Below are 25,854 nucleotides of genomic sequence, written 5' to 3' on the forward strand. Positions count from 1 at the left end.
GCATTCACAAGGGTTTGGCACAAATAACAAGACTTGTCCGTTTTTATCCAAAAGTGACAGCTCTACTTATTTGTTAAAATACTAACATATCCTATTTATATAAGCATTTGGGTGATGAAGTATTAGCATATCCCAAATTAAGCCAACTCAATCGCCATTGCCACACCTTCGCCACCGCCGATACATAGGCTTGCCACACCTTTTGTGCCGCCTGTGCGTTTTAGGGCGTGAATGAGCGTTACTAAAATGCGAGTGCCAGAACAGCCAAGCGGGTGTCCTAAGGCACACGCACCGCCGTTGATATTGACTTTGGCAGGGTCAAGCCCAAAGGCATCTATCGCTCCAAGCGTTACCATAGCAAAGGCTTCGTTGATTTCCCACACATCTACCTCATCTGTCGTCCAGCCTGCTTTATCCAGCACTTTTTTAATCGCACCGATGGGGGCTGTGGTGAATTCACTGGGGGCTTGTGAGTGGGTGGCGTAGGCTTTAATGCTAGCAAGTACAGGCAAGTCGTGGCTGTCTGCATACGCCTTTGAGCTTAGAATAACCGCTGCTGCTCCATCAGAAATAGAGCTTGCGTTGGCAGCAGTGATTGTACCATCTTTAGCAAAGGCAGGTTTTAGCGTGGGGATTTTATCCACTTTGGCACGGCTTGGCGACTCGTCTGTATCAATAACTTGCTCACCTTTTTTATCCTTGATGATAACAGGGCAAATCTCATCTTTAAAATAGCCCTTAGTAATCGCTTCGTTGGCTTTATTTAGCGATGAAATGGCAAATTCGTCCATACTTTGGCGAGTGTAGCCCTTTTTATCTGCCATTTCTTGGGCATATACACCCATAAGTTTACCACTTTCGGCATCTTGCAGTCCGTCAAAGAACATCAAATCCATAACTTCGCCATGCCCCATTCGCATACCGCCACGAGCCTTAGGCAGAGCATAGGGGGCATTGGTCATGCTGTCCATACCGCCTGCGATGATGACACTGGCTTGTTTAGCTTTGATGGCATTGGCAGCTTGCATGACACTCACCAAGCCTGAACCACAGACTTTATTGACCGTAATCGCACCGACCTTTTCATCAAGCCCAGCTTTAATCATGGCTTGGCGAGCAGGGGCTTGTCCAAGTCCTGCCGACAGCACACAGCCCATGACCACCTCATCAATGTCATGGGTATCAATACCCGCTTGCTGACACGCCCCTTTAATGGCGGTTGCTCCCAAATCACTGGCGGACAGACCAGCAAACACCCCATTAAATGCCCCCATAGGCGTACGAGTGGCAGACAAAACAACGATGTCGTTCATAATTTTCCCTATATTGACGTAAATAAATCGCTTATTTATTGTAGAGTAACGCTGTGGCTTTTGCAATCAGTGCGATGCATCTTAATTATCATACCAAAAAATAAAACGTCCCTGTAATAATCAGCCCTGACACAATCAGCACCAACAAACAATAACCCATAATTGCTCGAGCATCAAGCCCTACAATACCGAGCAATGGCAATGCCCAAAATGGCTGTATCATATTTGTCCACGCATCACCCCAAGCAATCGCCATAGCAGTTACACTTGGATTTACCGATAAAGCTGCACCTGCAGGTATCATAATCGGACCTTGTACCGCAAACTGCCCGCCCCCTGAAGGCACAAACACATTGACAACCCCTGCACTCAAAAATGCAAGTATAGGAAAACTCTCTGCACTGGCATGATTTAAGAAAAAATGCGTTACTTGCGAACCAATAGACACCCCATCAGCATTCGCCCCTGTTACAATCCCCATGATGCCCCCATAAAATGGAAACAACAGCACAACCCCTGTAATGCCACTGATGCCATCGCCCACCGCACGATAATAACGCTCAATGGTGCCATGAGCCATCACACCCAAAAACAAAAATATGCCGATGACGATGTTTAAGCCAATGTCCGCGCCTTTGCTAAATTCGCCCACATAATATAACAAGGCAAGCACCACCAATGCCATCATCATCAAACGGCTGTCGTCCAGCTTTTGGGCAGGCGTATCGGTGGGTGGCAGGGTAATAACTTTTTGTTTAATCAAATCAGGATTGACCACTTGCGGATTTTTGGGGTGCATAAGTGCGTTAAGAGCAGGAATAATCAGCATAATCAAGCTGACAATCACCAAATTATAAGTAGAAAAAATCGTCTGGCTAAGTGCAATGGCATCAGTAATCGCTCCGCCTGACAGCTTGGCAAGTGTCTCACCGCCTGAGCTTAAAGTTAAAGGCACAGAACCTGACAATCCGCCATGCCACACCAAAAACCCAGAATACGCTGACGCCACAAGAAGCGGATAATCCACGCTGCGCACTTTTTTGGCAAGTGCTTTGGCAAACACCGCCCCAATTACAAGCCCAAAACCCCAATTTAACAAACAGCCAATCATCGCCACAAGCGTTACCAGCACAATCGCCATCGTGGGCGATTTGACACGGCTTGCCAAAAAATCCAAAAACCGCTGAACAATTGGAGCGTTTGCCAAAGCATAGCCTGTTATCAAAATCAGTGCCATTTGCATGGCAAATCCATGGAGCGACCAAAGCCCCTTACCCCAATGTCCTGCCATCTCAATGATATTTTGACTTGTCAGACCCACACCCAACATAAACGCAATCAGTGTGAGTAAAATTGAAAAAATAAACGGTGATGGCAGGTAACGATTGACCAATGCAACACTAAATTGAGTTAAAGCTTTAAACATTATTCATCCTTGCTAAATATGATTTATCCTTGTTTTGCTTAATCAAAAAAAGGGCTAACGTAGATTAGTTATGACACTATACTACAAAAATAAAAAAAACTTACTATAACACAGTAAAAACCACAGGTTAAGTTACTTACATTTGCTAGTTAAACTTTTGTGGCGAAAGTGACGCAAAGTTACAGCTAGAATAGCTAGTGGTTTACTTGGTTATTTACGCACAATTTAAGCAGTGTTGTTTTATCTTAAGTAATATTCTTTTACCGCAAAATCTTAACTTTGATACTCTTAATTTTGATACAGTATTGTCTTAACCTAGAAACTCAAACACACTTTGATAAAAAGATAAAGCTTAATGAAAGCTATTTTGGTGGTGCTTGTAAAGGTAATCTTGGGCGTGGTGCTAACATAAAGCCGCTGTCTTTGGCCTTTTAAACTATGATGGCAAGATCTATATGGTCATTTGCCAAAGACACCAAGGCAAATACAGCAGCGTTAACAAAAAAAACGTTTGTCTTTTTATCAAAGACAAACGTTTTAATTGAACTGGCTTGCCTACAACCAGCCTAAAACATTAAAAAAATGATGTGTTTAAGGCTAATAGTACAGCCCCTTATCAAATCATGCTAGATAGAAAAACACCGCCATCAGACGGTGTTTTTATGTATTTAGATATTCGCTTGTTAGGCATTTGCCTTGTGGTCGGCGTTGCTTAATAATTTGTTGATGGGCTTAGATAAAATCAGCAACATCACCGCACATATCACCAAAAATACCGTCAATGCGGTGAATAAAGTTGGCAAATCGCCAATCGTCTCGGCAGACACATAACCGCCTGAGATAGAGCCAATCAGACCCCCAAGCGAAATGGACGTATACCAAATGCCCATCATCATGCCCTGCATACCTTTTGGGGCAAGTTTGGTCATACTACTCATGCCCACAGGCGAAATAAATAGCTCCGCTAAGGTCAAAAATAAGAGCGAACTAACCAGCCAGCCCATAGACACACTAGCACTACCGCCTACGATGAGTTTGCTTGCCATAATCATGATGGCAAAAGCCACCGATGCAAGCAACATACCAAAGGCAAATTTTGTCATGCTGTTTGGATTTTTGTGTTTTTTGCCAAGTTTGATCCAAAACATACTCACCAAAGGGGCAAATATCAAAATAAAAATCGGATTGAGCGATTGAAGCCATACCGTAGGCACCACAAAGCCATTGACATCACGGTCGGTATAACGCTCAGCGAACAGGTTAAAAGAAGCAGGTTGCTGTTCAAAACTTGACCAAAACAAAGACGCACCGATGATCAAAAAGAAAGCCACGAGCAGACGCATTTTTTCTGCTTTATCAAAGCGATGAGACAAAAATCCCCACCCAAAAAAGGCAAATAACGCACCAATAATCAAATACGTCATCATATCACGAATCAATACCGCATCAATGCCAATCACGCCTGTCGCCACCAAAACCACCAACGCACCCAATGCCACCAAAAAGGCAAAGACCACCTTGCCCACATGAGAAGCCTTGCGATTTGGCTTATCCCAACTGACCGTCATGCCTTTGGCATTGGCATATTGTGCCAGATGTTTTTTGGCGATGAAACGATACACCAACAAGGCAAGTAGCATACCAATACCCCCTACGGTAAAGCCTGTATGCCATTGACCATTTTCGGCAAAATATCCTGTGATGATAGGAGCAATCATCGCCCCTAAGTTGATTGACATATAAAATACCGTAAAGCCTGAATCACGGCGTTCGTCTTGTTCATCATAAAGCGACCCCACCATGACAGCAATACACGTCTTAAACAGACCTGTACCCAATACCAATAAAATCAGCCCAACAAAAAACATCGTCATACCAAGCATCGGCACAGCAGACAATCCAATCGCCAAATGACCCAATGCCATAATCACACAGCCCCACCACAGCGAACGCTCCTGACCTAGCCAATTATCAGCAAGCCAACCGCCTGCCAATGGTGCCAAATATATCATGCCACTAAAAATACCATAAATGGCGGTGGCAGTCGTATCATCAAAGCCAAATCCCCCAGAAACCAAAGCGGTCGTCATAAATAGCACAAGCAACGGGCGAATGCCATAATAAGAAAACCGCTCCCACATCTCAACAAAGAACAGCCCTTGAAGGGGTTTTGGGTGCCCTATAAAACTTTTATCCAAATGTTCAAAGTTAGTTTTAGACATCATTCATTCCTATTATTCTTGCCCAATTGATTGATGGTTTGTTGATTAAAGCATGTTAAACCTTTATAACACTTTTATAAAATAAAAACCATTTGATAATGATTTTGAACATTTTTGCATAAAAAATGGCTAAATCTTTTTTTTTAAAAACGTGTGATTTTTCTCAATTTTTTATTGCAAATACAAAAGGCAGGCACACTCTAAAAAAAATTTATGCGATTGTATCATATTTTTAACAATAAAAACCTTGTTGTCTTACAAGGTTTTGTTTGGACTACCAATCAGTTGGTTGGCTTATTCATTTGCTGTATTTGTGGTGTCGCTTACCAAAATCCCATACCCTTGCCAAAATACAAGCCTTTATCTTTAGCCACCTGTTACTTCGATCAACTAAATGGTATGCCTTAAACGGATAAATCTTAGTATAAAGACGGAACAGGCTTTATAAGTAATTGATTTTAAACAATTTTATTTTTATATATTTTTTCAATACCAACAATAATACCAACAAAATAAAAAGTAACCCCCTATTTATCACAAACAAGGGGCTTTTTTTACCATTCCAAACAGACAAAAAACAATCATTTCAAACAACAATCACGTCCACCACCTTACTTCCAATTTACTGATACAAGGTTCACGTTTAAGCACCCCATATCTTAATGCGTCTGCTGCGTGGTCTGCTCCATCGCTTGCCATGTCTTCAGGTCTTTTGTCATCTCTACACAATGTTGGTAAAGTTTCCCACAAGTAACGGCATTGATTAGAAATATACAAGCCAGCTCTATCAGGTTTGCCAGCGTCAGCCATCAACCGCCTTAAAATATTCCAGCCAGTAATGCGGTCTGCTTTCTTAGCTGGTTCAAAATGCACGCTTTGCATTCTAAATTCATCGGCAATACTACCTGTTGCGTGTCCAGCTTTGGCAAAAATTGCGTCATCTGCAACGCCCTTAGCTCTAATATTCCAATAATCGCACATTTTTTTAATTTCTTCTGCTAGTGTTGGCACTGTCCAGCCTAAACCAACATTTAAATTACCGTGCTTATGCGTTACCAATTCATCAACCACCACCAGCGAACCTTTGGGATAATAACGCCCATTGATTGTATCGCCATAACTTTCAGCGATTACCAGCGTTGCACTAGGGGCAGATGAACCAAAATCATGGGCTAACCAATAACGCCAACCGTCAGGGATTTCCGTCCATTCTTCAATCATCATGCGTTTTTCATCAAGTACATTGGCAAAGTATGCCCCACGGTTTACCGCCCAATTACCATCAATCCACGCTTTTAATAATTCAGGGTCATCAGGACAAGACGCTGTTAATTGTTCGTTATACTGTTCACGGTCTATAAAGTGGTTATCTGCAAATGTACTGGGGGCGTGTACCCATGTTCTTTTGCTTTTTGGCTCGTGGAATGGTTGCCATGCTTCAAAACCATTAAATACAAATCTTTTGGCTATCCAATGATGGCCCACGCCTGCAGGGTTTGCACTAATAATCATTCTGATGGGTGTCTTTGTATCACCACGCAAATTTGAACGCATTAAATCCAATAATCTAGGTTCAGAAAATTGCCCAGCTTCATCAACAACCAGTAAATTAAATGAACGCCCTTGATACTTTGCATAATCTGATTGACTTTCTAGCTGTCCAAGCTCCAAATAACCACCATTAGGAAAACGCCAAACGTGTTCAGTTTGATTGTATCTTGCACTTTGTCCGTAAACCATGCCAAACACTTCACGGCATATCAATTCAAAATCTGCAAGCCCTTTGTAAGTACGCCGTATAAATAAACACCGTGCTTTTTCTTTGTATAACTCAATATGTCGTAAAATCAATAAAGCGATACAGTAAGATTTACCACCGCCACGCCCACCAAGTAAGGCAATATCTACACCGTCAGGAATTGCCATTACTTTTTCTTGAAAACTGTTTAATGGAATATTTTGCATCATTTATCCCCCTGACTAACCACCTTTAAATAATCGTCCATATTTTGGGCAGGTGCAGGTAAATTAAAAGTAATTGCAACCTTGTTGGCTTGGTCGGTTTGGTCGTATTCTTTATAGCCGTGCCTTGCTTTTAGTAGGAAAATCGCTGCGGTGATATTGCCTTTTTCCATCGCTTGCGTGTATAGCATATTATGCAAGTCTTGGCGTTCTTTTTCACGTCCAAGCTCTAAGGCTTGTTCTACTTCTGGAAATTTTTCACGCCATACATAAAATAACGATTTTGATATATTACACGCTTTGGCAATATTAGGAATGGAATGCCCTTTAGCGGTCATTTGTTCAATCAGCTTAATATGCTGTGCTGTGGGCTGTTTTTTGTTGGCATTTAACCCTTTTTGTGCCATGTTTTTTCTCCAAAGAAAATAAGGGGCTTAGCCCCTTATTATTATTTACTGATTAAAAATGCCAAAGGAATGTTTTTTCGCTCTGTCATACGCTTCCAATGTTCTGCTTTGGCAAGCTCGCTAATGGTTGGGCTTTCGCCTTGTAACTCGCCCTCTACCCATGTATAACCTAATGGGTGAACCGCTAGATTTAATCGTGAATGCAAAACACTCATACCGCCACCCATACCAGCACTATTGATTAGCTCCACGGCTGTGGCAGGTGTGTGCAATGGCTGTGAAATACCATAACTAAATGCACCAGCCCCCAAAAGCACGCTTAAATAATTGCCATCATCGTCAGGCGTTAAACCATCATCTACGATAACCATTAAGCCCCTAAACGTTTGAAATGGTCTGCCTTGGCTAGGTGTTACGGTTTGGATTTGGTCGCTTTTGAGTGCGTCAAAATAGATTTTACTGTGCATGGCAATCGCAACCACGCTATTAAATGCGTCTCCAAGCGTGGACGCTGTATCTATAACCGCTTCTGATGTAAATTTATTGGTTTTTGTGGCGGTTGTAATATCGTGTATCATATCACCACCATTTGCTTTGTTGCTTGCCACAATGCCACGGATAGACGCTATTAAGCGTTTTTGTAGCTCGTTATCCCAATAGGCTGTTACACGCTCTTGGATAGCCTTTAAAGGGTCAGCTCCTGCAATTTCAGCAGATAAGCCCATGCTAGACCATGAATTATGCAAAAATGCTTTTCTGATATTTTGCTTATAAGCACTTACCTTTTTTGGTGTGGAATGTTCATCAGGATTGTCAGAAATAATGTCAGCTTCTGCACCGATTGCAATGTCTTTCCAGTAAGGGACGTTAAAAGACGTTGAACCAGCTTTTAAGTATTTGGAAATTTGGTCGTTTTTAACCAAAAGCCCACTTTCAATCAGCTTGGTTTTAGTTGCGGTTTTGTCTAATAGATAATCGGTAAATTGTGATGGCTCGATAATGTCCGTTAATTGAGTAGTTGCCATATAATATTCTCCAATAGCAAAGTTACTGTTAATTGGTGAATATTTTGCATTACAAAATAGGGGTGTACATTGTACAAAAAAAAGATAGGGCATAGCCCAAAAAGAAAAGGTGTCAGCATTGCCAACACCCTTAATTTTACTTTATTCTAAGCCAAAATGCAATCTATCATCATCTGATAACGTTTGGTTTGGCAAACGGTCAGCAGTCTCTAAAAGTGCAGGTATTTGGGCATTATAATAATCTACTGCTTTTTGCTTTTTTTCCAGTTCGCTTTTGAAGAACTTAACCAGCTTGGTAACTTGTTCTTTTACTTTTGGTCTGCCAATAAATACGCCGTCTTTATACTCACAAAGCTCTTTAACTTCCCAGTGTAAATCAATTGCGTCCGAACCTGTGCCACTTCCCCTTACTTCAGTATAACAATGGCTTGGAAAACGTTCTCGTATTTCGTATAACTCACGTCTATCTACCAGCACATTATCAGCATTGACAAAACAATAACCAGTTTTAAAAACGGTTTTATAAGTTTCTTTTTTGCTATCCTTGCAGATTTCTCTTTGTTTTAATGGTTCGTTGTCAGCATAAATAACTTTATAACCTCGTTTACTTAATTCATATTCCATATAATCCCTACTACTTGGCAAAACGTCAATCACATTATAAAAAACCGCTTCTAAGTATTCAGTTTTTTTGTATTCTTCAAAATCTGATTTAACTTGTTGCAATTCGTCATTTAATTTTTGCAATTCTGATATTTTAGATTGACTTAACTCTAAATCTTGTTTGCTTGCTTTTAATTTACCCAAAAGCTCTCTGTTTTTGGCGGTTAATTTTGTTACTTCATCAGACTTGTCTAATAAGTTTTCATCAGATTTTTTAATAAATCTTTCATCATTTTGGTTTTTATTTTCTGATAAATTTTCATCATTTTTGGATAAACTTTCATCTAAATTTTGGGTTAAATTTTCGTTTTGTTTAAGCAAATTTTCATCATTTTGCACGTCTAAAACGTCATCATTTTGGGTTAAATTTTGTTCGGTCATTTTTGTTACTCCGATTGGTTTTTTAAATCATTGATGGGTTTTTTGGGGTGGTATCCCTTTTTTGTTTGTCATCTTGGGCATCTTGGTCATCTTGTAGTATTTTCAAGGGTTGTAGCGGTTTTTTGGTTGGGCATCTTAAAATCAAGATGACCATGGTAAAAACTCTGTAAGCCTTGATTTTACTTTAAGTTGCCCAAGATGACCAAGATGACCATATAATAAGGGATACCTACCTAATTTTTGCCTTTATGATTAGTTTTTTAAATCAATAAAGATACTTGGCTCGTGGTTTTTATAAGCAGGTTTTAAGCTCCAATACCAGCCATCTTTTTTCTTTTCAGGGCGGTTACAAACCTTTTCCCTTGCACTTCTAATCTGCTTAATAGTAAACCCTGCTTCTTTGGCTTCTTGTTCAATTTCCGATACTTTCATATCGTCCACATCTAGAAGTATTTCTAATAAAAATTGTTTGGCATAATCTGCACTTGACATCTCCTTTTCTTCTTCGGTTTGTTCGGTTTGGTTTAGTAATTCTTTGGTTGTACCTTGCTTAAAATTACCCCATTTTATGCGTGTGGTATCTATATCATCAAGTTGGCAAGGCTCTATAAAATACTCAAAACCACCATCAATCTTTGCGATATTGGTTTTGGTCTTGGTAAAGATATTTGGCTTGTCAGGCTCTTGTGCTGGTGCTGTTACCCATGCCATGCGTGCTAAGGCGGTAAATGCCTGAGAACCGATAACTCGCTCCGTTGGGTCTTGCCCTTTTGTACCTTTGGCAAAATGGGTGATACCAACAATGGCAAAATCTAACTCATTTGCCATTTTTACCAATATATCCAAAGACGCTCGCACTTCGTTGGCATGGTGCATATTACCGCTTACCACCGCCAAAATAGGGTCAATCATCACAAGGCGAACATCACGCCCTTGTAATGCTTCTGCAAGCCGTGGCAAGTCTTCTGATGGGTCAAAATACCGCTCTTCTCCCTTTTCCATCACGCTATCTACAAAATGCACTTTGGATAGGTCAGCTCCCATTGCTTTTAAGCGTGGCGTTAGTGTGTCGTGAATGTCATCTTCGGTAGAATAAATCACGCATTCGCCCACATTGTCGCAAATACTCCCATCAGGGAATGCACCGCCTGTTGTGATGGCTCGTACTAGGTCTAATGCAATGGTGGTTTTACCACTACCGCCAGCCCCTGCAAAGGTGGTTAATTTGCCAAGTGGTAACCAGCCACGCCATAGCCATTTTATCGGCATAGGCTTCACATCAGAAGCACAAATTAAATTAAGCTCACCGCCTTGCTTAAATAAGGCGTTCAAGCTTTGCAAAGTGGGATTATTTGGCATTTTTACCAAAAACTTCTTATCCCCACCTTTTAATAATTCGCTTTGGGTGATAATTCTGATATTTTTTCGCTCTTCTATGGCGTTATCCACCAAGGTGTTAATATCATCATAAAAAACCACGTCAACACCGATTTTCATTAAGGTATCATGCACATCAATATCATCGGTTAAGATGATATTGTTGCTTGTTACTCGTCCTTTATAAAAACCGTTTGGATTTATTTTGAATTTTGGGTCTATGCTATCAATTATCATCACAAGGCTCCCACTCTTCAAAGATGGTTACTTTCTTTTGGGTTAGGATTTCAGCATTTGGACAATTACTCTTAATTTGTCTGATATGCTTAATTGCCTGCTCTTTTGATGAAAATAACTGCAAAGACATAAATCCTTTGGTAAGACAACTCACCACATACTCATAATGGGTCATGCTTCATCTCCCAAACTATCTAACAAATCATGCGTTTTTTGGCTGTCTTTGTAGGTTTGTTCCACCTTTTCCCAAAGTAGAAAAATTAGGCTGTTAACTCTCTCTTGTTCAAAATTTGGGTTGCAAGTGTACTCATACAATAAGCCCATGATATTGTTAATGTCTTCAAGCGAACTCATAACGTCTTCAGCATGGGCTAGGGTGTTGCATTGCTTGGCGGTTAGGTTTTGATATTTCATTTTGCACCCCCTTTAAATACGCCTAGAATGCGTTTTAAGGCACTTTTAGGCTTAGGTGGTGCATAGGTAGCACAAGGGGCGTTATTAAGCGATTTTAGGGCGTGTATGGCGTTATAAATGGCATTGGCACGCTCACAATAGCCGTTAAAGGGTTCTTGTGCGTGTAGCTCGTTATAGCGGTGGTATTCGTCTGATAGAACGGTTAGGGAATGATTTAAGATAGATTGGTTCATGGCGAACGCTCCTAGATATTTAGTTGCTTTTACCACCCAACAAATGGGGTGGCAGGTCTCAACTACCGTATCTAGACGGCTGGGGCTATTTCCTTTCGGTCTTGTATTTGCCCCTATCAACCCGCCATAAACTGATTTTTCAGAATATGGGGTGTTTTCGCCTGTGGTGGGCGAAAAAATAGCCAAAGTATGACGGTTTGGCTTTACCGCTAGATATTTAGTAGTGGGCGTATTATTGCCTAAAATATCATTTTTTGAAAGTGAAATAATTTCATCAAAAACCTGTTTTAATTTAAAATAATTCATGTTATACTTACTCACATTAAAAACTTCTCTTAAGTTTGTCATAAACCCCCTTTGCAAAGATTGGTAAAGGGGTGTTTTTTTATTTGCCCTGTGCTTCTATCCATGCGTGAATGTCGCTGTTACGCCATGCGGTCATAGTGCTGGATAATTTGACTGGTTCAGGGAATTTGCCTTCCCTTACCCATTTCCATACGGTGGATTTACCAATGGGTAAAAAAGGTAAGATTTGATTAATACGGCTCATGCCGTCTTTGGGTAGGTTTTGCATAAATACACTCCATAATGGTCTAGCGTTGTTTGTGGGTGTATTTTAGGTGCATTGATAAAATGAAAAAAGACTAAATAGCCGTAAAAATAGGGCTATTTAGCCCTAAAAGCTACAACAAAAAAGGGCTTATTTGTCCTTTTGATTGTAATAATACTTGTCGTTTAGATATTCAAGCCAATTTGCAACAGTTTCTTTGGCTATACCTACTTTATGCTTATGGGTTAAGTTTAGCAATATATCATTTAAATTGCCTTTGGTTGTGCCGTCTAGTGTGTAACCGTGTTCAGTCATCAAAGCATATAATAATTTTGATATGGTGCTTTTGCTGTTGGGGGTTAATCCTTGTTCACCAACTTGTAATAGCTCGTTTTGTAGCTTTTCAACCTGTTTATTTAAATCATTAATAATTTTATCTTGTTTGGCAATTTTGTTTGATGGCTCATCATGCTTTTGTTGCGTCAGCATTAAGATAACTTCTCGCAATGCCTTGTTTTCTGCTTCTAGCTCGTTTATCTTTCGTTTTAGTTTTTTGTGCTTTTTATCCGTCTGTGTGGGCGTTACATCAATGACAATGGGCTTTCTTTTTTGATCTTGTAGCGTGTGTGATATTTTTTTCAAGTACGTGGGATGTCTTTGGTCTTGTAGCGTGTGTGATACTATGCTTGGTGGCATATTCGCCATTAGCTTTTGCACCGCCTGTTGTACCTCTATTGGTGGTCCAAATACCTCTTGAAGTTGCTGTATAACTTCATCAATCAATTTGGCATTTTGCCTAAGGGCAGATTGTAAATTCGTTTCTTGATAATCTGCTATTGTCTTATATAGTGATGGTGGAATTTTCATAAACTTACCTTAAAAATTAGCCCGCCAAAACTTCTAACCGCTCCATGCGGTGAATGTCTAGCTCGTCTTGAATTTCCTGCTCTTTGTATCTTAGGCTTTGTAAAAAGCTAATAAACGCCATTTCATTGCCGTCAGCGGTCGATTTGGCTTTGTAGGTGCTAAAATCCCCTTGCTTGACTTCATTTACAACATTTGCCCAGTCATTCACCATCTTTATTCGTGCTGGTAGCAGATTAGCGGAGTTATAGGCTCTTACCGTCTTACTGCCTTGGACGTGGGATAATTGTAGCTCTATGGCTTGTGGGTTGTACTGCATTTCATAAAGTGAAGTACTAGCCAAGCCCCTAAATCCGTGTCCTGTCATTTTGTCTTTGTAGCCCATGCGTTTTAGGGCAACAGTAAAGGCATTGCTACTTAATACATTATCCTTACCCCTATTGCTAAAAAACACAAATTCATCATGCAAATGCCATGATTTAATCGTCTGCAAAATCTCTATCACTGGTGGGGCTAGTGGCACAACATGGGGTAAGCCGTTTTTCATGCGGTTAGCAGGGATATTCCATAAGCAATTATCAAAATCCAACTCTTGCCATGTCATGCCTAATAGCTCTTTGGTACGAACGAACGTATAACACAACACATAAAAGCCAAATTTAGTTAATGGCTCACTATTTGAAGTATCAATGTCGGTTAGTAGCTTTGGTAGCTCGGTTATTTTTATGCGTGGATAGTGCTTGCTTTTATGCTCTACTAATGATTTATGAATACCCCTTGGAATGGGGTTAGCAAGGTTTGGGGCAAGCCCTTTGATGATTGCATGGTCGTAAATTCTGCCAATATCAGCAATAACCTTGTGGGCGGTGGACGTTTTGCCTTGCAATGCCAAACGGTCATGCACCGCCATAATGTCAGGCAATCGCACGGTGTAAATGTCTTTATCACCTAATAGGGGCTTGATATGGTTGTAATAAACCCCTTTATCTCTTTTAAAGGTATGCGGTTTTATGCGTGTTTGTTGGTGTTCAAACCATATTTGGGCAAAATGGTCAAAGTCTAGGTTGTCTTTTTGCTTGGCTTTTTGGCGTTCGTCTTTGGGGTTAATGCCTTGTGCTAGGTCATTTCTAATTTTGGTGGTTTCGTTTCGTGCGTCTGCTAAACTGATAAATGGATACAGTCCTAAACTGATATTTTGCTGTTTGCCTTGATAGCGATAAGCAACCACCCATGATTTAACACCTGTGTATCTTACCCATAGTTGCAAGCCGTTCATGTCGCTGTACTTGTCAGGGCGTGTGGCGGTGCATTTATCGGACGGTTTTAATTTCTTAATAGCGGTATCGGTTAAAGCCATGAATGATAAGCCTTGCACGTGGATTTGTTGGTATTATAAGGAAATGAACTACAATACCAACAATAATACCAACTTTTTTCATGGCTTGCAATAGATAATCATAGACAATCACGGATAACAAAACCGCTAAAACCCTAGAAATAACAAGGGCTGTCGCATGATTATGGACAACCCTAGATTATAGTATGGTCTCTAGTATAAAGACAAAACTCACCAAAACCATCTAAGCCAAAATTCAACCCTTTATCTATTTGACTTAAAATACTGATGCCAAAAAGACAAAACATACATGTATTTAAAATTTAGCTGGCAGTTTTGACACAAAAAAACAACCGCCTTATTTAGCGGCTGCTTTTTTTGGCTTGCAATACACCTTAATATAGACTCTAAAGCACTACATTAGCCAAGCGTTTTGACTGTAAAACCAAGAGCTTTAACCGTATCTGCACTCTCCATCGGAGCAATCACTGCTCGCTGATACGGTTTATCTTTTAGGTAGGTCTTAGTCACACGCTTTAAGTCATCAATGCTAACCGCTAAAATCTTGGCACGAAACGCCTGCTGCCACGCCTGCGTACGCTGATGTAAATCACTAAAGCAAGATTTTACCGCCTCGCCAGCAGGGCTTGCAGGCTTATCCATACCCGCAATAATACCCATAATCGCCTCTTCTAATTTTTCATCATCATGATTACCATCAAGCACCCAATCAATGCTTTGGTTAAAATGCTCAAACGTCATCGCACAGTTGGGATCTCGATAGCTATAGAACCGAAAGGCACAGCTGTTGCTATCAAAACTTGCACCACCACCATACGCCCCGCCCTTTTCACGGATTGCACCGTGTAGATAGCCATTTCGCATAAAAGGAGCAAGCACCATTAAAGCAGGTGTGTCATCATGATCTGATGTGGTCGCAGGATATACCGCCGCATTATGATAGACATTCGTGGAAATCAGCCACGCTATATCTTCGCTACCATCATTATGTAAAATGCCGGCAAGCTCATCAAAAGGCAGTTCTTTTTTGGCTGTGTTTGGCGTATAAGGCTTGGTGTTTTTGAGTGTTTCGCTGATTTTGGTGGTTAAGACATCCACCATCTCGCTTTCACAGACCAGCACCACATCTTTTGGTAGGCTTGTGATTTGGGCGTGCAAATTAGCCAATCGTTCACTTAGTGCCTGCCATGCATCATCATTGTCTTTAGCAGATTTTAAGAAGGATTTTAATGCACCCAACGCAGGCAGCCCAGAAAAAGCGTACTCAATCTTAGCTAATCGGCTCATGTTTCGGCTTGCCGTCTGCATGGCATAGGCGTGTCCTGCGCCAGATAGGCGAGACTGCCATGAAGATTGTTTTTGTTGGAGCAGTTCACGCATGCGATCTGTTTCGCTAAAAATACTGCCATCTAGCACATCACTCACAAGCTCGATTGCCTCTAATTTACGATTTAATGCTCGAGTTGCCACCACAAAATAACTGCTCATTTTGTCTTTATTATGCAAGTCGGTTCGCTGGCTGATGCGTGCTGTTACCCCTGATGAGTGGGCAGCTTGCACCGCCTGAAAATCACGGGCATTATATTTATCAGTACCAAGCTCAGAAAGCAATGTCAGGTATATGGGTAATAAAGGATTGGTTAAAATCTCATCTGCCATATCGCCTAAGCTCGTCACCACTTGATAATAATACAGTCCATTTGTACCTGCATGATACTCATGCAACGTGCGAGAATCGCCGTTGATGATGATGGGCTTAATGGTGTCTTTGACAAAGCTAATCTTGCTTGGAATGTCTGATAACCCCACTTTTGGTAAAATGCTGACATCATCTAAGGCATTTTGACGTGCTTTTAGATCGGCTGTTTGCTCAGTGATTTTAACTTTATCAGCCTTGGTGAGCGTACTGAGTAACGTATCAAGCTTGGTGCGCTCTTCATCCATTTGCCGTTTGGCTTTATGAACATCAGGGCTTAGGGTTAATCGCACTCGGTGGGGATTATCAATCAGATGCTGCCTAATGAGCTGCTGCACCCAATGCGGCTTTTTAACTTGCTCACGAAGCCAAGTTAAATGCTCATCAATCTGCCAAACATCCACAGGATTACCCCCATGGATGGCAGTGCTAAAGCCCTCTAACATCAGCGTCAAACCATAAGGCATACTATCACCACCGATATGGCGTTGATCGAGCTCTATTTGGTGCAAAATCGTCTGAATAGTTTCATCACTAATTTTGCCATTTGCCACCGTGTTTAGTAGCTCTAAAATGCCTTGTTCCACCTCATCAGCATAAGCCGCTTCTGAGCCACGAAGTCCTGCATAAAACACCATCTCATAATGGCTGTCATCTAAGCCTAAAAGTGGCGATGGCGACGTGCCAAGCGGGTGGCTGTCAAGATAGGCTCGTAAAGGCGAACCTGCATGCTCAACCAACACACCTTCCATCAATCGCAAAGCCAGACGCTCCTTAGGATCGGTGATGGTTGGTAGCAGCCACGCCATCACATGATGGGTCATTTTCTCACCCATCTCATCTGCCGTATAGGTATCAAAGACACGAATCGGCTCGGCCAGTCGGCTTTCTTTTACTGATGTTAACTTCTTACCCCGACTTGGTTTTTCGGTGTCATTAAAGCGTGATAAAGCATCTTCATGCAATTTAGCCTCAATCTCACCCACAGCAATATTACCAAAACTCATGATAATAGCATTAGTTGGATGATAGTGCGTCTGATGAAATGCCACCAATTCATCATGGGTCAAATCCACAATACACTTAGGATCGCCACCTGAATTATAGTGGTATGTCGTCGTAGCAAATACATGTTGTGCCAAAGCATAATACAGCTGTTCAATCTCGCCACTCATCGCCCCTTTCATCTCATTAAAGACAATGCCGTGATAATGCAAATTGCCATCATCATCAAGCTCGGTGCGAATACCTTCTTGGGCAAAGTCTAAGGCATGAATATTTGGGAAAAATACCGCATCAGCATACACAGACAGTAAGTTAAAAAAGTCGTTTTTATTTTGGGTGGCAAATGGATAGACTGTCCAATCAGCAGCAGTCATCGCATTCATAAAGGTCTGTAAAGACCGCTTAATCATACTAAAAAATGGGTCTCTAACAGGGTATTTTTCAGAGCCACATAATACGACGTGTTCTAAGATATGTGCTTCACCACGAGATGTCATCGGCTGAGTGGCAAAGCCAATCATTAAGGCGTTTTCATCATTATCTGTCGCCAAATGATAATGCAATGCTCCTGTCGCCTTATGCTTAGCAATGATCACGTCAATATCTAAGGCGTCTAATCGATGGGTTGCGATATGGGCAAAACTGTCATGCAAGGTATGATTTATCATAAAAAAGATTTCTTATTAAATAAAAGGGTCATTGTAAGGGGGCTTGGCAGTCTTGTCAATCAATGAGTAGGTAGGATAAATAATACTATCCACCAAAAAATGCTGACGTTTTAGGTTAGGTTTGTTATACTCAAAGGGATTGGCATCCAATCATTTATTGACAACCAAAAGGAAAAAACCATGTATCAGCACGTTTTATTGGTAACTGACCTAAGAGATGACACCGACTTGGTCGCCACAAAAGCCAAATGGATTTTAGACACCACACCTAATGCCGAACTATCTGTGCTTCATGTGGTTGAAGAGACAATGATCGGTTTTGGTTATGAGTTAATCCCAGCATCCGTCTTGCATGAAGAAGCTGATAATGAACGCTGTGCGGTGGCTCGTGGGCGACTGGCTCAAGTCATGGCACGCAACAACTTACACGCCGATCACGTGAAGATTAATACCGCCATCAGTGGACGCAAAGGCATTGTGGATTATTGCAAAAATCATGCCATTGACTTGGTGGTCATCGGTCGCCACAAGCGAACAGGACTGTCGGCTTGGCTTGCTGGTGCAACCGCAGACAGCATTTTGCCTGATGTAGACAGCGATTTGTTGGTGGTGCAATTAGCCGCAGAATAAGCCGTTAAATTTTAAATACAGTCAAAATGTTTTGGCTGTATTTATGTTTACTAAATCATTATAACGCTTTTATGAAATAAAAAGCCGTATGGCGATATTTTGGCTTAAAATTTGGCTTAAAAAACAGTGGTAGCTCAAGCTTAAGTAAAAATAACCTAGTAATGCACAAACTGGGTTTTGTTTTTTAGGTGGTGTTTTGGCTAAGCGGTAGATTTTTATTCATACAAAAGCACCTATGTCTTAATCGCATCACGATGTATTTTGCCTTGGCTTTTTTATTTGTTTTGACTGCTTAACCGCCACACTCAAGACCACCTAAATCATCATCAAAACCGTTGGTTTAGTTCAACAAATACCTTATGCTTGTCGTATTGATATAATGGCAAATTGCTATCAACCTTTTGGTATTGCCAAGTTAGGCGTGGGGTGAGTTTACCAAAATAGAGTTTTTTGTGCCAAAGCGACAGCCCTGCCCCATATTCATCATTGTGCTGAACTTTGCCAAAAAATCCTGCCGCACGATAGTCTTTTTTGGCATAATTGGCAGTCAGCTGCATACCAAATCCGTATGGCAAATCCTGCCCTGTGCCGACACGCACACCACGTCTGACAAAAGAATCATCGCCATCTTGGGCATTATTTTTATGACGGTCTACCCCAACAAAATAATAGCTTTTTGGGTTTGCCACATACATCAGATTAGCACCGACATGGCGTGATGAGCCGTCCAAATGGTGGCGAGTGGTATAATCCAAACTGGCAAGCTCGCCTGATGCCGACAGACGCCAATTTGGCGTAAGCCAATAGCGAAAATCTGCCGACACTCCTTTGGTGTCTGAAAAATATTGTAGTTGGGTGTTTTTGCCACCACCTGCATAATAGTTTTTTTCAACGAATGGGGCGATGCTGATGCTATGACGGGCGTTTTCATGTCCTATTGCTGCACTGATACGCCCTGTCAGCTCGTTATACGGCTTGTTATTCCAATAGTATTTAGCACGAATGTCGCCATTCATTTCCCCAAAAAACCCATCTTGTAGTCGCCATTTTTTCTGTGCATCAAAATTGATGCCGAAACCCTGTGCAGATTGGGCTTGTGGTGCGACCCAACCACCGCCTAAGTCTTTGTTTTTTGGGGCGTTATTGATGTTTTTGTCATTCAAAAAATTGATACCACCGCCAAATGATGCTTGATTTTGACGCTTGATGGCAGCAAGATGATGACCGATGAAATTTGCCACATCAGCAGGCACTTCTTTATCGCTTAATATTTTGGTGAATTGGTCTTCAGCAGCATTAAACTGCTTATCGGCAGATAACACCACCGCCAAGCGAAGTCGCACAAGATTTGCCTGATGATTGTGCGATAAGACATTGCGATACTCACGAATCGCCCAAGGCAAATTGCCTTTTTTTTCATAAGACACTCCCCTTGCCCACGACAATGCGATTTGGTCTTGTTGGTCTTTGGGGAGCTGTTCATAATAAGGCAACAAAAAAACCACATCATCGTCATGCTGATACATGAGTGCCGCCGCCATCGCACGGTGGATAAGCGTGGGGTAATTTACCAGTTCATCAGCACTGATTGACAGCGTCTGCTCTGCCGTCATCGTCTTATCTAGATGAACTTGTGGCAAGGTGGGCGGCGGTTGTATGTGGGTTAATTGGCGGTCTTGGATACGCTTATCATCTTGTTCAGTGATAATGGTCTTGTCATTGGCAAATGCAGATTTGCTTAGGGTGATGCTCAGCAATAATATGCCAAGCGTTGCCATATTGGGTTTAAAAGAGTTATTCATTGTATGCCTTTTTTAATCAAATGTTTAATCAAATCATCTAGGCAAACAGAAAAAATAAATTTAACAATCAACATCTGTCACCTCCGCCTGCTTTTTATGTCACCAACACCAACCAATAGACGATTTATCACTTCATCATCATAAGAAAATTAAGCCATCAATACTTATTGAAAGTCTTTGGGAAAGATTTTGATTGGCATAGCAATCTTTAGGATAATTGCTATGAATAAAGATTATTACTTAATGCCTTGATGTCGGCTTTTATTTTTAGTGCGTATATGCCCGCCAATCCAACACTTTGTATCATCATTAGGTAGATTATAGGCAAACTAGATACTATTGCAGTAAAAAATAATAACCATTATCATTATAAGCACTTTCACAAACTTCGTCAACAATGAGTGTTAAAACCTGTCACACCGCTCATTAGAGCTTAGAAATCTTTATATTAATATCATAATAAAAAAGACCCAATTTTTTTTTGGGTCTTTTTTCTGGTCTGTCATTACATTCATGATTGATTATTTGTAATAAGCATTGTGCGTCTGTGAATGGTCAGTCTCGTCAATGACGTGCGTAAGCTCTGGGATTTGCTGTTTTAGCTGTACTTCCACCCCTTGACGCAGCGTTACATCCACCGCACTACACCCTTGACAACCGCCCCCAAATTTTAGCACAGCGGTCTTACCATGCTCATCGTCGATAACCTCTACAAGCTCCACCATACCGCCATGACTGGCAAGCTGTGGATTAACTTCAGACTGTAATACATAATAGATTCTCTCTTCAATGCTGGCATCTTCGCCCACTTGGGGGACTTTTGAATTTGGGGCACGGAAAGTCAGCTGTCCACCAAAACGATCTTTATTATAATCAATCACCGCATCGTGCAGATAGGCAATGCTTGGCGTGTCAATATAGGCGGTGAATTTTTCATAAGCAATCTGTAAATCCGTCTCATCAATCTCATCAGGCTGGCAGTAGCTCATACAGCATTCGGCTCGTGGCGTGCCGGGGTGTTCCACAAAAATACGCACACCAATGCCTTCAACTTCTTGTTTGGCAAGTAGCTGGGCAAGGTATTCTTGGGCAGATTTAGTGATAGAAATATTGCTTTGTAAGGCGGTGTTTTCTTGGCTCATGATGTTCTCTTTTAAAGTGATAAAAATTCCGAGTAATTTACTTGGTTATTATGGTAACATATTTATGCTTTATTAAGTATAATTTTTTTAAGGTTGTGCCATTAAATATACCCATTATTAATGCTAACTTTAATAGACATCATTATTTGTTTATCAATCTTATGCTTGGCTTTAAAGCTCTAAATTATGCAGATGGGTTATTCTTAGCCAATGGTTATAAAGCTGGTATTTTTAGTCAGTCTGTGCGGTCAATCTTTGCTCACAGTTTAATGGCTGTAACCGCCCATCAACCAAATCCACAAGCATACTCACCCCATTTGGCAGCACTGATAGCTTGGCATATTCGCCCTGTTCATAGCACGCCCCAAGCCCTTCGGCAAACAAAAAACTTCTAACCGCAGGATACAAGCCATCAAGCCTGCGTCCATCGCCTTTTAGTCGTAACTTAACATCACCCCGACCGTCTAAATACGTCTTGATGATTTTTTGTTCGTGGTCTAACACCACTTTACTGTCAATGTGCTTGTCAATCAAAGGATAATTAACATCATCAATATACAGCTCATAATTAAGTGCCACATAATCACCTTGTATGAGCGAGCGTGGATCTAATGGAGCAAGTTTGGCATAGATAATCACCCCTTGATTTAGGTGTGTTTGGTGGCGATATATGAGAAGTCCAAACACCATCAATGCTATTATAACCGCTAGTAAAGGCATATATTTACGCAACATGACAGTCACCTTTTTTATTGATGATAAGTGCTAGAATAAACATCATCATGCCTGACAACAACAACGTGATAAATTTTAATAAAAAAGGTATGGCAAGCGAATAATATAACTGCCACAATAAAAACATTAATAAAAATACCGATAATACAGTAATTGCTTTATCTTTTTGATAAATGCCATACGCCAAAATCAATAACATCACACCGATATTGATATAGCCAAGCACCATCAGCATGATTGTTAAACCTAAAAATAACGCTATTGTCGTCAGATGATGTTTTGATGTATCTAGCTGATATAATTGATAAAATACGATCAATAAAATCGGCAATACCACATAATCCATATTGGCATGAAAATTAAGCAATCCAATCTCATCAAAACTGCTTACCGCCGCAAGCACAGCCAATACACCTATCATGGTAATTGCCAATGGTTTTTTTAAATACTCAATCCTGCGTTGATATAATGCAACCATCGGTAATGTACCAACAACCATGAGCAGTGCTTGGCTGATTGGCGTATCATCAAATATCTGCATGATGTCATAACTTATCATGCCATACCACGCAAGCATTTGTAATGCTAGATACAACCAATGCACCCGAAGATAAATCAGCACACCAAGCAATACTGTCTGTAAGGGTAGCTGTATCCAAAAATTATTTAACCCAAAGTATTTATCCACCCCAATATAAGACGCCACTTGACCCATCGCAAATAACGCATAACCTAAATGACGCAAATAAGTATGATGATAATATTGTTTTAAAATGGCGATACCGACAATGATAAACAACAGCCCTGTGATAAGTGGCAAGTTATCAATATCAAACAACATAAACAATGAGATAAACCAAGCAGAAAACCAGCCGCCAATCCCAAAGGCAATCGCATGATAGTTGGCATTTGGAAATAGGCATAAAATCAAATAACCCATCGCCCCAAACCACAACATCGCCATAAAACCAATGGCAAAAAGCTTATCAGTAAAGACGTGAACGCACAGCCCCACAAATAACGCTGTCCCAAAACCAATCAAAGATAGACTACTAATCCACGCATTAGCACATCGTTTGGCATACCACCACATTATCACAAGTGCCAAAAAACCCGTGAAATTTATGTAACTTATTGACTGATGAAAGTTAATACTAACCGCACCAATGCTTGCAATGACTGCACACTCTAACACAAATAACCAAAGTAGCGAGCGATACCACCAACTGGCAACAAAAAACTGTGCCAACGTAAGCAGTGCAAGAGCAGTTATCAGCACGCCAAAATCCATATTTTGGCTTGTCAGCATAAGCCAAAACGCCACTTGTGAGACCACAGCCATCAGCACAAAAATGCCGATATTTTGCCGATAACACCACGGCAGCAGTAAAACTGTCCAAATCATAAACAACCAAAAACTATCCGCCCCACTTTGATACACTTGTCCGATGACCGCAAGCGATAAACCTATCATCGCTCCGCTTATTGTCTCAAAGGTATTTTTAAGTAGCTTTACTGTGCTGATTTTTGTCGTATCATCTTTTGGCGACACCATCAACGACAATAGAGCAAACAGCACCATCAATATCATTGGCAAAGCAAGTTTGATGGCATTTGGCATCATAAACCAATTTGCCCCCACCAAATATAACAGCGACACCGCCACAAGCGACAAGCCAATCGCCATCAGATAGCGAATAAATTTGGGGTGCGTGAGCGGATAAGGATTGGCAGATGGATAAGGTTGATTTGCGTGCATGATGGTCTCAAATAACAGCGTAATTTATCATAGCTTGGGTCTAGATTAAAGCAAGCTACAAAGCTAAAGATCAACCATCTGCTGTTGTGATGCTTGGCAAATCACGGTACAATGACGGTGTAGATTAATTATTCTAAGATTTACAATTAAGGAAACCCATGCCAACCTTTGATCATCTTATTTTTATCGGACGCTTTGAGCCTTTTCATCACGGTCATGAATTTGTTGTGCGTGAAGCCTTAAAGCACACCGATCATGTCATCTTACTAATCGGCTCAGCAAACAGCCCACGCACCATCAAAAACCCATTTAACTTTGATGAACGCCAAGCGATGATTTTAAAGGCATTTAGTGATGAAATCTCTCGTAAAATCACCTGCTTGCCCATTGATGACACCTTATATAATGACCATAAATGGCTACAAAACACTCGCCAAGCAGTTGCAAGCGTTACCCAAGCAGGTGATCGCATTGGCGTTATCGGACACCAAAAAGACGACAGCTCTTACTATCTTTCCTTATTTCCAGATTGGGAGTTTATCGCTTTGCCAAGCTTTGAAGGGCTATCTGCCACGCCTTTGCGTCAGCGTTATTTTGGTCAAGGCGTCATTGATGAACGTATGCCACAATCATCGCAAGCATTTTTGGCAGATTTCATCAGCACGCCTGCCTACGCCAACTTACAAGCTGAATATCGTCACATCTTAGCCTACCAAAAAGCGTGGGAAGACGCCCCCTATCCACCTGTGTTTGTTACCGCTGATATGCTTGTGGTACAAAGTGGGCATATCTTATTAGTAGAGCGTGGCGGTGATTATGGACGTGGACTTTGGGCGATGGCAGGCGGATTTTTGGATAAAGATGAGACGCTACACGAATGCGGACTGCGTGAACTTGCAGAAGAAACCAGCTTACACCTTGATAAGAGTAGCTTTAAGCACTCGCACACTTTCGATGCACCTGATCGATCCGCTCGTGGGCGTACGGTGACGACAGTGTTTTATCATGAACTTCAAGGTAGTAGCTTGCCTGACGTGGTGGGTGCAGATGACGCTACCCAAGCGTTTTGGCTACCCTTAAATAAGCTTGATGGCAAAAAAATGTTTGAAGACCATTATAGTATCATCACAAAAATGCTCGGCATTTAGCCACAACACTCAAACAAAAACCGCTTAGCAGTCTAAGCGGTTTTTATGCTACTGATTACAGCTTTTGTAAAATCTCAGAAATTTCTTGATTGGCTCTGCCCTCATCTTCTAAGTTACCGCGTGGGCTTAGTTCATCCATCACTTGGGGGAGTAAATCTGCGATGCCTTGACATACTTCATTTTGGCTTGCCCCTGTTTTTTCACAGACGCTGTTGATTTCATCATTGCCAAATAATCTTTTGATGTCGCCTATATCAATGCCGTCATTATCTCGGTCAATGCTAAGCCAAGACTGAGCTTTATTGCCAAGCCCATTACTATCAAACTTCGACAGCACGCCTGATAATCCGCCACTTTTTTGGATAAATCCAAGCACAACGGGTAATAAAGCCACAAGTAAGGTCGATTTATTAAAGCTACCACGACCCCCCATCTGCGAACCAATCACCGAACCTAATACAGAGCCTAGATCGTTTGGTGATTTAGACTGACCGCCAAGCAGACCACCTAGAACGTCGCCTAATTGACCGCCTGACTGGCGTCCACCACCTAGCACACCGCCTAAGATATCACCAAGCCCGCCTTGGCTGGTGCGTGACTTTTGCTGACGGCTGTCGTTATCACCTAAGACATCGCCAAAAATACCGCCCAATGCACCGCCAATTCCGCTATTTTGGCTATTTTTTTGCGTATGACGGTTATCATCGCTAATGGCGTTTTTGACCACTTGGGTAACAATGTTTTGTAATAAACTCATGATGTTCATCCTAAATTTGGTAAGTTTACACTATCATAACAAAATTTATCATCACAAAATAGTGGGCTTATGTAACGGTAC

At 41.2% G+C, this 25,854-nt stretch carries 22 protein-coding genes; 2 read left to right on the forward strand and 20 right to left on the reverse strand.

All coding sequences use genetic code 11. The features are described from left to right. Positions 1-137 precede the first annotated feature (137 nt). The 15 genes from LU293_RS03920 to LU293_RS03990 all read right to left on the reverse strand — a co-directional run bounded on the left by LU293_RS03920 (position 138) and on the right by LU293_RS03990 (position 17,800). Complete coding sequence (locus tag LU293_RS03920; RefSeq protein WP_242749048.1) at positions 138-1,313, reverse strand: thiolase family protein; 1,176 nt, start codon at positions 1,311-1,313, stop codon at positions 138-140. Positions 1,314-1,401: 88 nt separating this feature from the next. After that, positions 1,402-2,739 carry a short-chain fatty acid transporter gene (locus tag LU293_RS03925; RefSeq protein WP_242749050.1) on the reverse strand — a complete coding sequence of 446 codons (1,338 nt, stop codon included), beginning with the start codon at positions 2,737-2,739 and terminating at the stop codon, positions 1,402-1,404. A gap of 683 nt (positions 2,740-3,422) precedes the next feature. Then, positions 3,423-4,961, reverse strand: a complete 1,539-nt coding sequence (locus LU293_RS03930) for a peptide MFS transporter (RefSeq protein WP_242749052.1) — start codon at positions 4,959-4,961, stop codon at positions 3,423-3,425. A 597-nt stretch (positions 4,962-5,558) separates the two neighbouring features. Continuing rightward, positions 5,559-6,929 (reverse strand): phage terminase large subunit, encoded by a 1,371-nt coding sequence (locus LU293_RS03935; RefSeq protein WP_242749054.1) that lies wholly within the window; start codon positions 6,927-6,929, stop codon positions 5,559-5,561. Beyond that, entirely contained in the window at positions 6,926-7,330 is a 405-nt protein-coding gene (locus tag LU293_RS03940; protein ID WP_242749056.1) for a helix-turn-helix domain-containing protein, read from the reverse strand. Before LU293_RS03940 ends, LU293_RS03935 begins: the two co-directional genes overlap by 4 nt. A 41-nt stretch (positions 7,331-7,371) precedes the next feature. Further along, on the reverse strand, positions 7,372-8,355 hold the full coding sequence (locus LU293_RS03945; RefSeq protein ID WP_242749058.1) for a hypothetical protein: 984 nt from the start codon (positions 8,353-8,355) through the stop codon (positions 7,372-7,374). A 141-nt stretch (positions 8,356-8,496) separates the two neighbouring features. Continuing rightward, the gene (locus LU293_RS03950; protein WP_242749060.1) at positions 8,497-9,399 is read right to left on the reverse strand and encodes a hypothetical protein; all 903 of its coding nucleotides are present in this window, start codon (positions 9,397-9,399) and stop codon (positions 8,497-8,499) included. A gap of 252 nt (positions 9,400-9,651) precedes the next feature. Continuing rightward, positions 9,652-11,013: an AAA family ATPase gene (locus tag LU293_RS03955; RefSeq protein ID WP_242749063.1), complete on the reverse strand. Its 1,362-nt coding sequence runs from the start codon at positions 11,011-11,013 to the stop codon at positions 9,652-9,654. Then, positions 11,003-11,188 (reverse strand): hypothetical protein, encoded by a 186-nt coding sequence (locus tag LU293_RS03960; RefSeq protein ID WP_242749066.1) that lies wholly within the window; start codon positions 11,186-11,188, stop codon positions 11,003-11,005. The genes LU293_RS03955 and LU293_RS03960 overlap by 11 nt, the downstream gene beginning before the upstream one ends. Further along, positions 11,185-11,427: a hypothetical protein gene (locus tag LU293_RS03965; RefSeq protein ID WP_242749068.1), complete on the reverse strand. Its 243-nt coding sequence runs from the start codon at positions 11,425-11,427 to the stop codon at positions 11,185-11,187. Before LU293_RS03965 ends, LU293_RS03960 begins: the two co-directional genes overlap by 4 nt. After that, a complete protein-coding gene (locus LU293_RS03970; protein ID WP_242749070.1) occupies positions 11,424-12,008 on the reverse strand; it encodes a hypothetical protein in 585 nt (194 codons plus the stop codon). The genes LU293_RS03965 and LU293_RS03970 overlap by 4 nt, the downstream gene beginning before the upstream one ends. A 37-nt stretch (positions 12,009-12,045) precedes the next feature. After that, the gene (locus tag LU293_RS03975; protein ID WP_242749072.1) at positions 12,046-12,234 is read right to left on the reverse strand and encodes a helix-turn-helix transcriptional regulator; all 189 of its coding nucleotides are present in this window, start codon (positions 12,232-12,234) and stop codon (positions 12,046-12,048) included. A 126-nt stretch (positions 12,235-12,360) separates the two neighbouring features. Then, the gene (locus tag LU293_RS03980) at positions 12,361-13,077 is read right to left on the reverse strand and encodes a hypothetical protein (RefSeq protein WP_242749074.1); all 717 of its coding nucleotides are present in this window, start codon (positions 13,075-13,077) and stop codon (positions 12,361-12,363) included. Positions 13,078-13,093: 16 nt separating this feature from the next. After that, the gene (locus tag LU293_RS03985) at positions 13,094-14,431 is read right to left on the reverse strand and encodes a tyrosine-type recombinase/integrase (RefSeq protein ID WP_242749076.1); all 1,338 of its coding nucleotides are present in this window, start codon (positions 14,429-14,431) and stop codon (positions 13,094-13,096) included. Between the two features lie 399 nt (positions 14,432-14,830). Further along, a complete protein-coding gene (locus tag LU293_RS03990) occupies positions 14,831-17,800 on the reverse strand; it encodes an insulinase family protein (RefSeq protein ID WP_242749078.1) in 2,970 nt (989 codons plus the stop codon). Positions 17,801-17,980: 180 nt separating this feature from the next. Here LU293_RS03990 and LU293_RS03995 point away from each other — a divergent pair, with 180 nt between their 5' ends. After that, entirely contained in the window at positions 17,981-18,430 is a 450-nt protein-coding gene (locus LU293_RS03995; protein WP_242749079.1) for a universal stress protein, read from the forward strand. Positions 18,431-18,756: 326 nt separating this feature from the next. On the opposite strand, the gene LU293_RS04000 is transcribed toward LU293_RS03995, so the two are convergent. The 4 genes from LU293_RS04000 to LU293_RS04015 form a co-directional block, all read right to left on the reverse strand. After that, complete coding sequence (locus LU293_RS04000) at positions 18,757-20,232, reverse strand: surface lipoprotein assembly modifier (protein WP_242749087.1); 1,476 nt, start codon at positions 20,230-20,232, stop codon at positions 18,757-18,759. Positions 20,233-20,753: 521 nt separating this feature from the next. Next, positions 20,754-21,374, reverse strand: coding sequence for a Fe-S biogenesis protein NfuA (gene nfuA, locus LU293_RS04005; RefSeq protein WP_242749089.1), 621 nt, complete (start codon positions 21,372-21,374; stop codon positions 20,754-20,756). 231 nt (positions 21,375-21,605) lie between these two features. Next, positions 21,606-22,109, reverse strand: a complete 504-nt coding sequence (locus LU293_RS04010) for a GDYXXLXY domain-containing protein (RefSeq protein ID WP_242749091.1) — start codon at positions 22,107-22,109, stop codon at positions 21,606-21,608. Then, the gene (locus LU293_RS04015; RefSeq protein ID WP_242749093.1) at positions 22,099-23,868 is read right to left on the reverse strand and encodes a DUF2157 domain-containing protein; all 1,770 of its coding nucleotides are present in this window, start codon (positions 23,866-23,868) and stop codon (positions 22,099-22,101) included. The genes LU293_RS04010 and LU293_RS04015 overlap by 11 nt, the downstream gene beginning before the upstream one ends. Before the next feature lie 158 nt (positions 23,869-24,026). Here LU293_RS04015 and LU293_RS04020 point away from each other — a divergent pair, with 158 nt between their 5' ends. Further along, entirely contained in the window at positions 24,027-25,016 is a 990-nt protein-coding gene (locus LU293_RS04020) for a bifunctional nicotinamide-nucleotide adenylyltransferase/Nudix hydroxylase (protein WP_242749095.1), read from the forward strand. Between the two features lie 55 nt (positions 25,017-25,071). Here the strand turns inward: LU293_RS04020 and LU293_RS04025 are convergent, their stop codons facing one another. Further along, complete coding sequence (locus LU293_RS04025) at positions 25,072-25,773, reverse strand: YidB family protein (RefSeq protein ID WP_242749097.1); 702 nt, start codon at positions 25,771-25,773, stop codon at positions 25,072-25,074. Positions 25,774-25,854 lie beyond the last annotated feature (81 nt).

Source organism: Moraxella nasovis, assembly GCF_022701215.1.
In the GTDB taxonomy this organism is placed as follows: Bacteria; Pseudomonadota; Gammaproteobacteria; order Pseudomonadales; family Moraxellaceae; genus Moraxella; species Moraxella nasovis.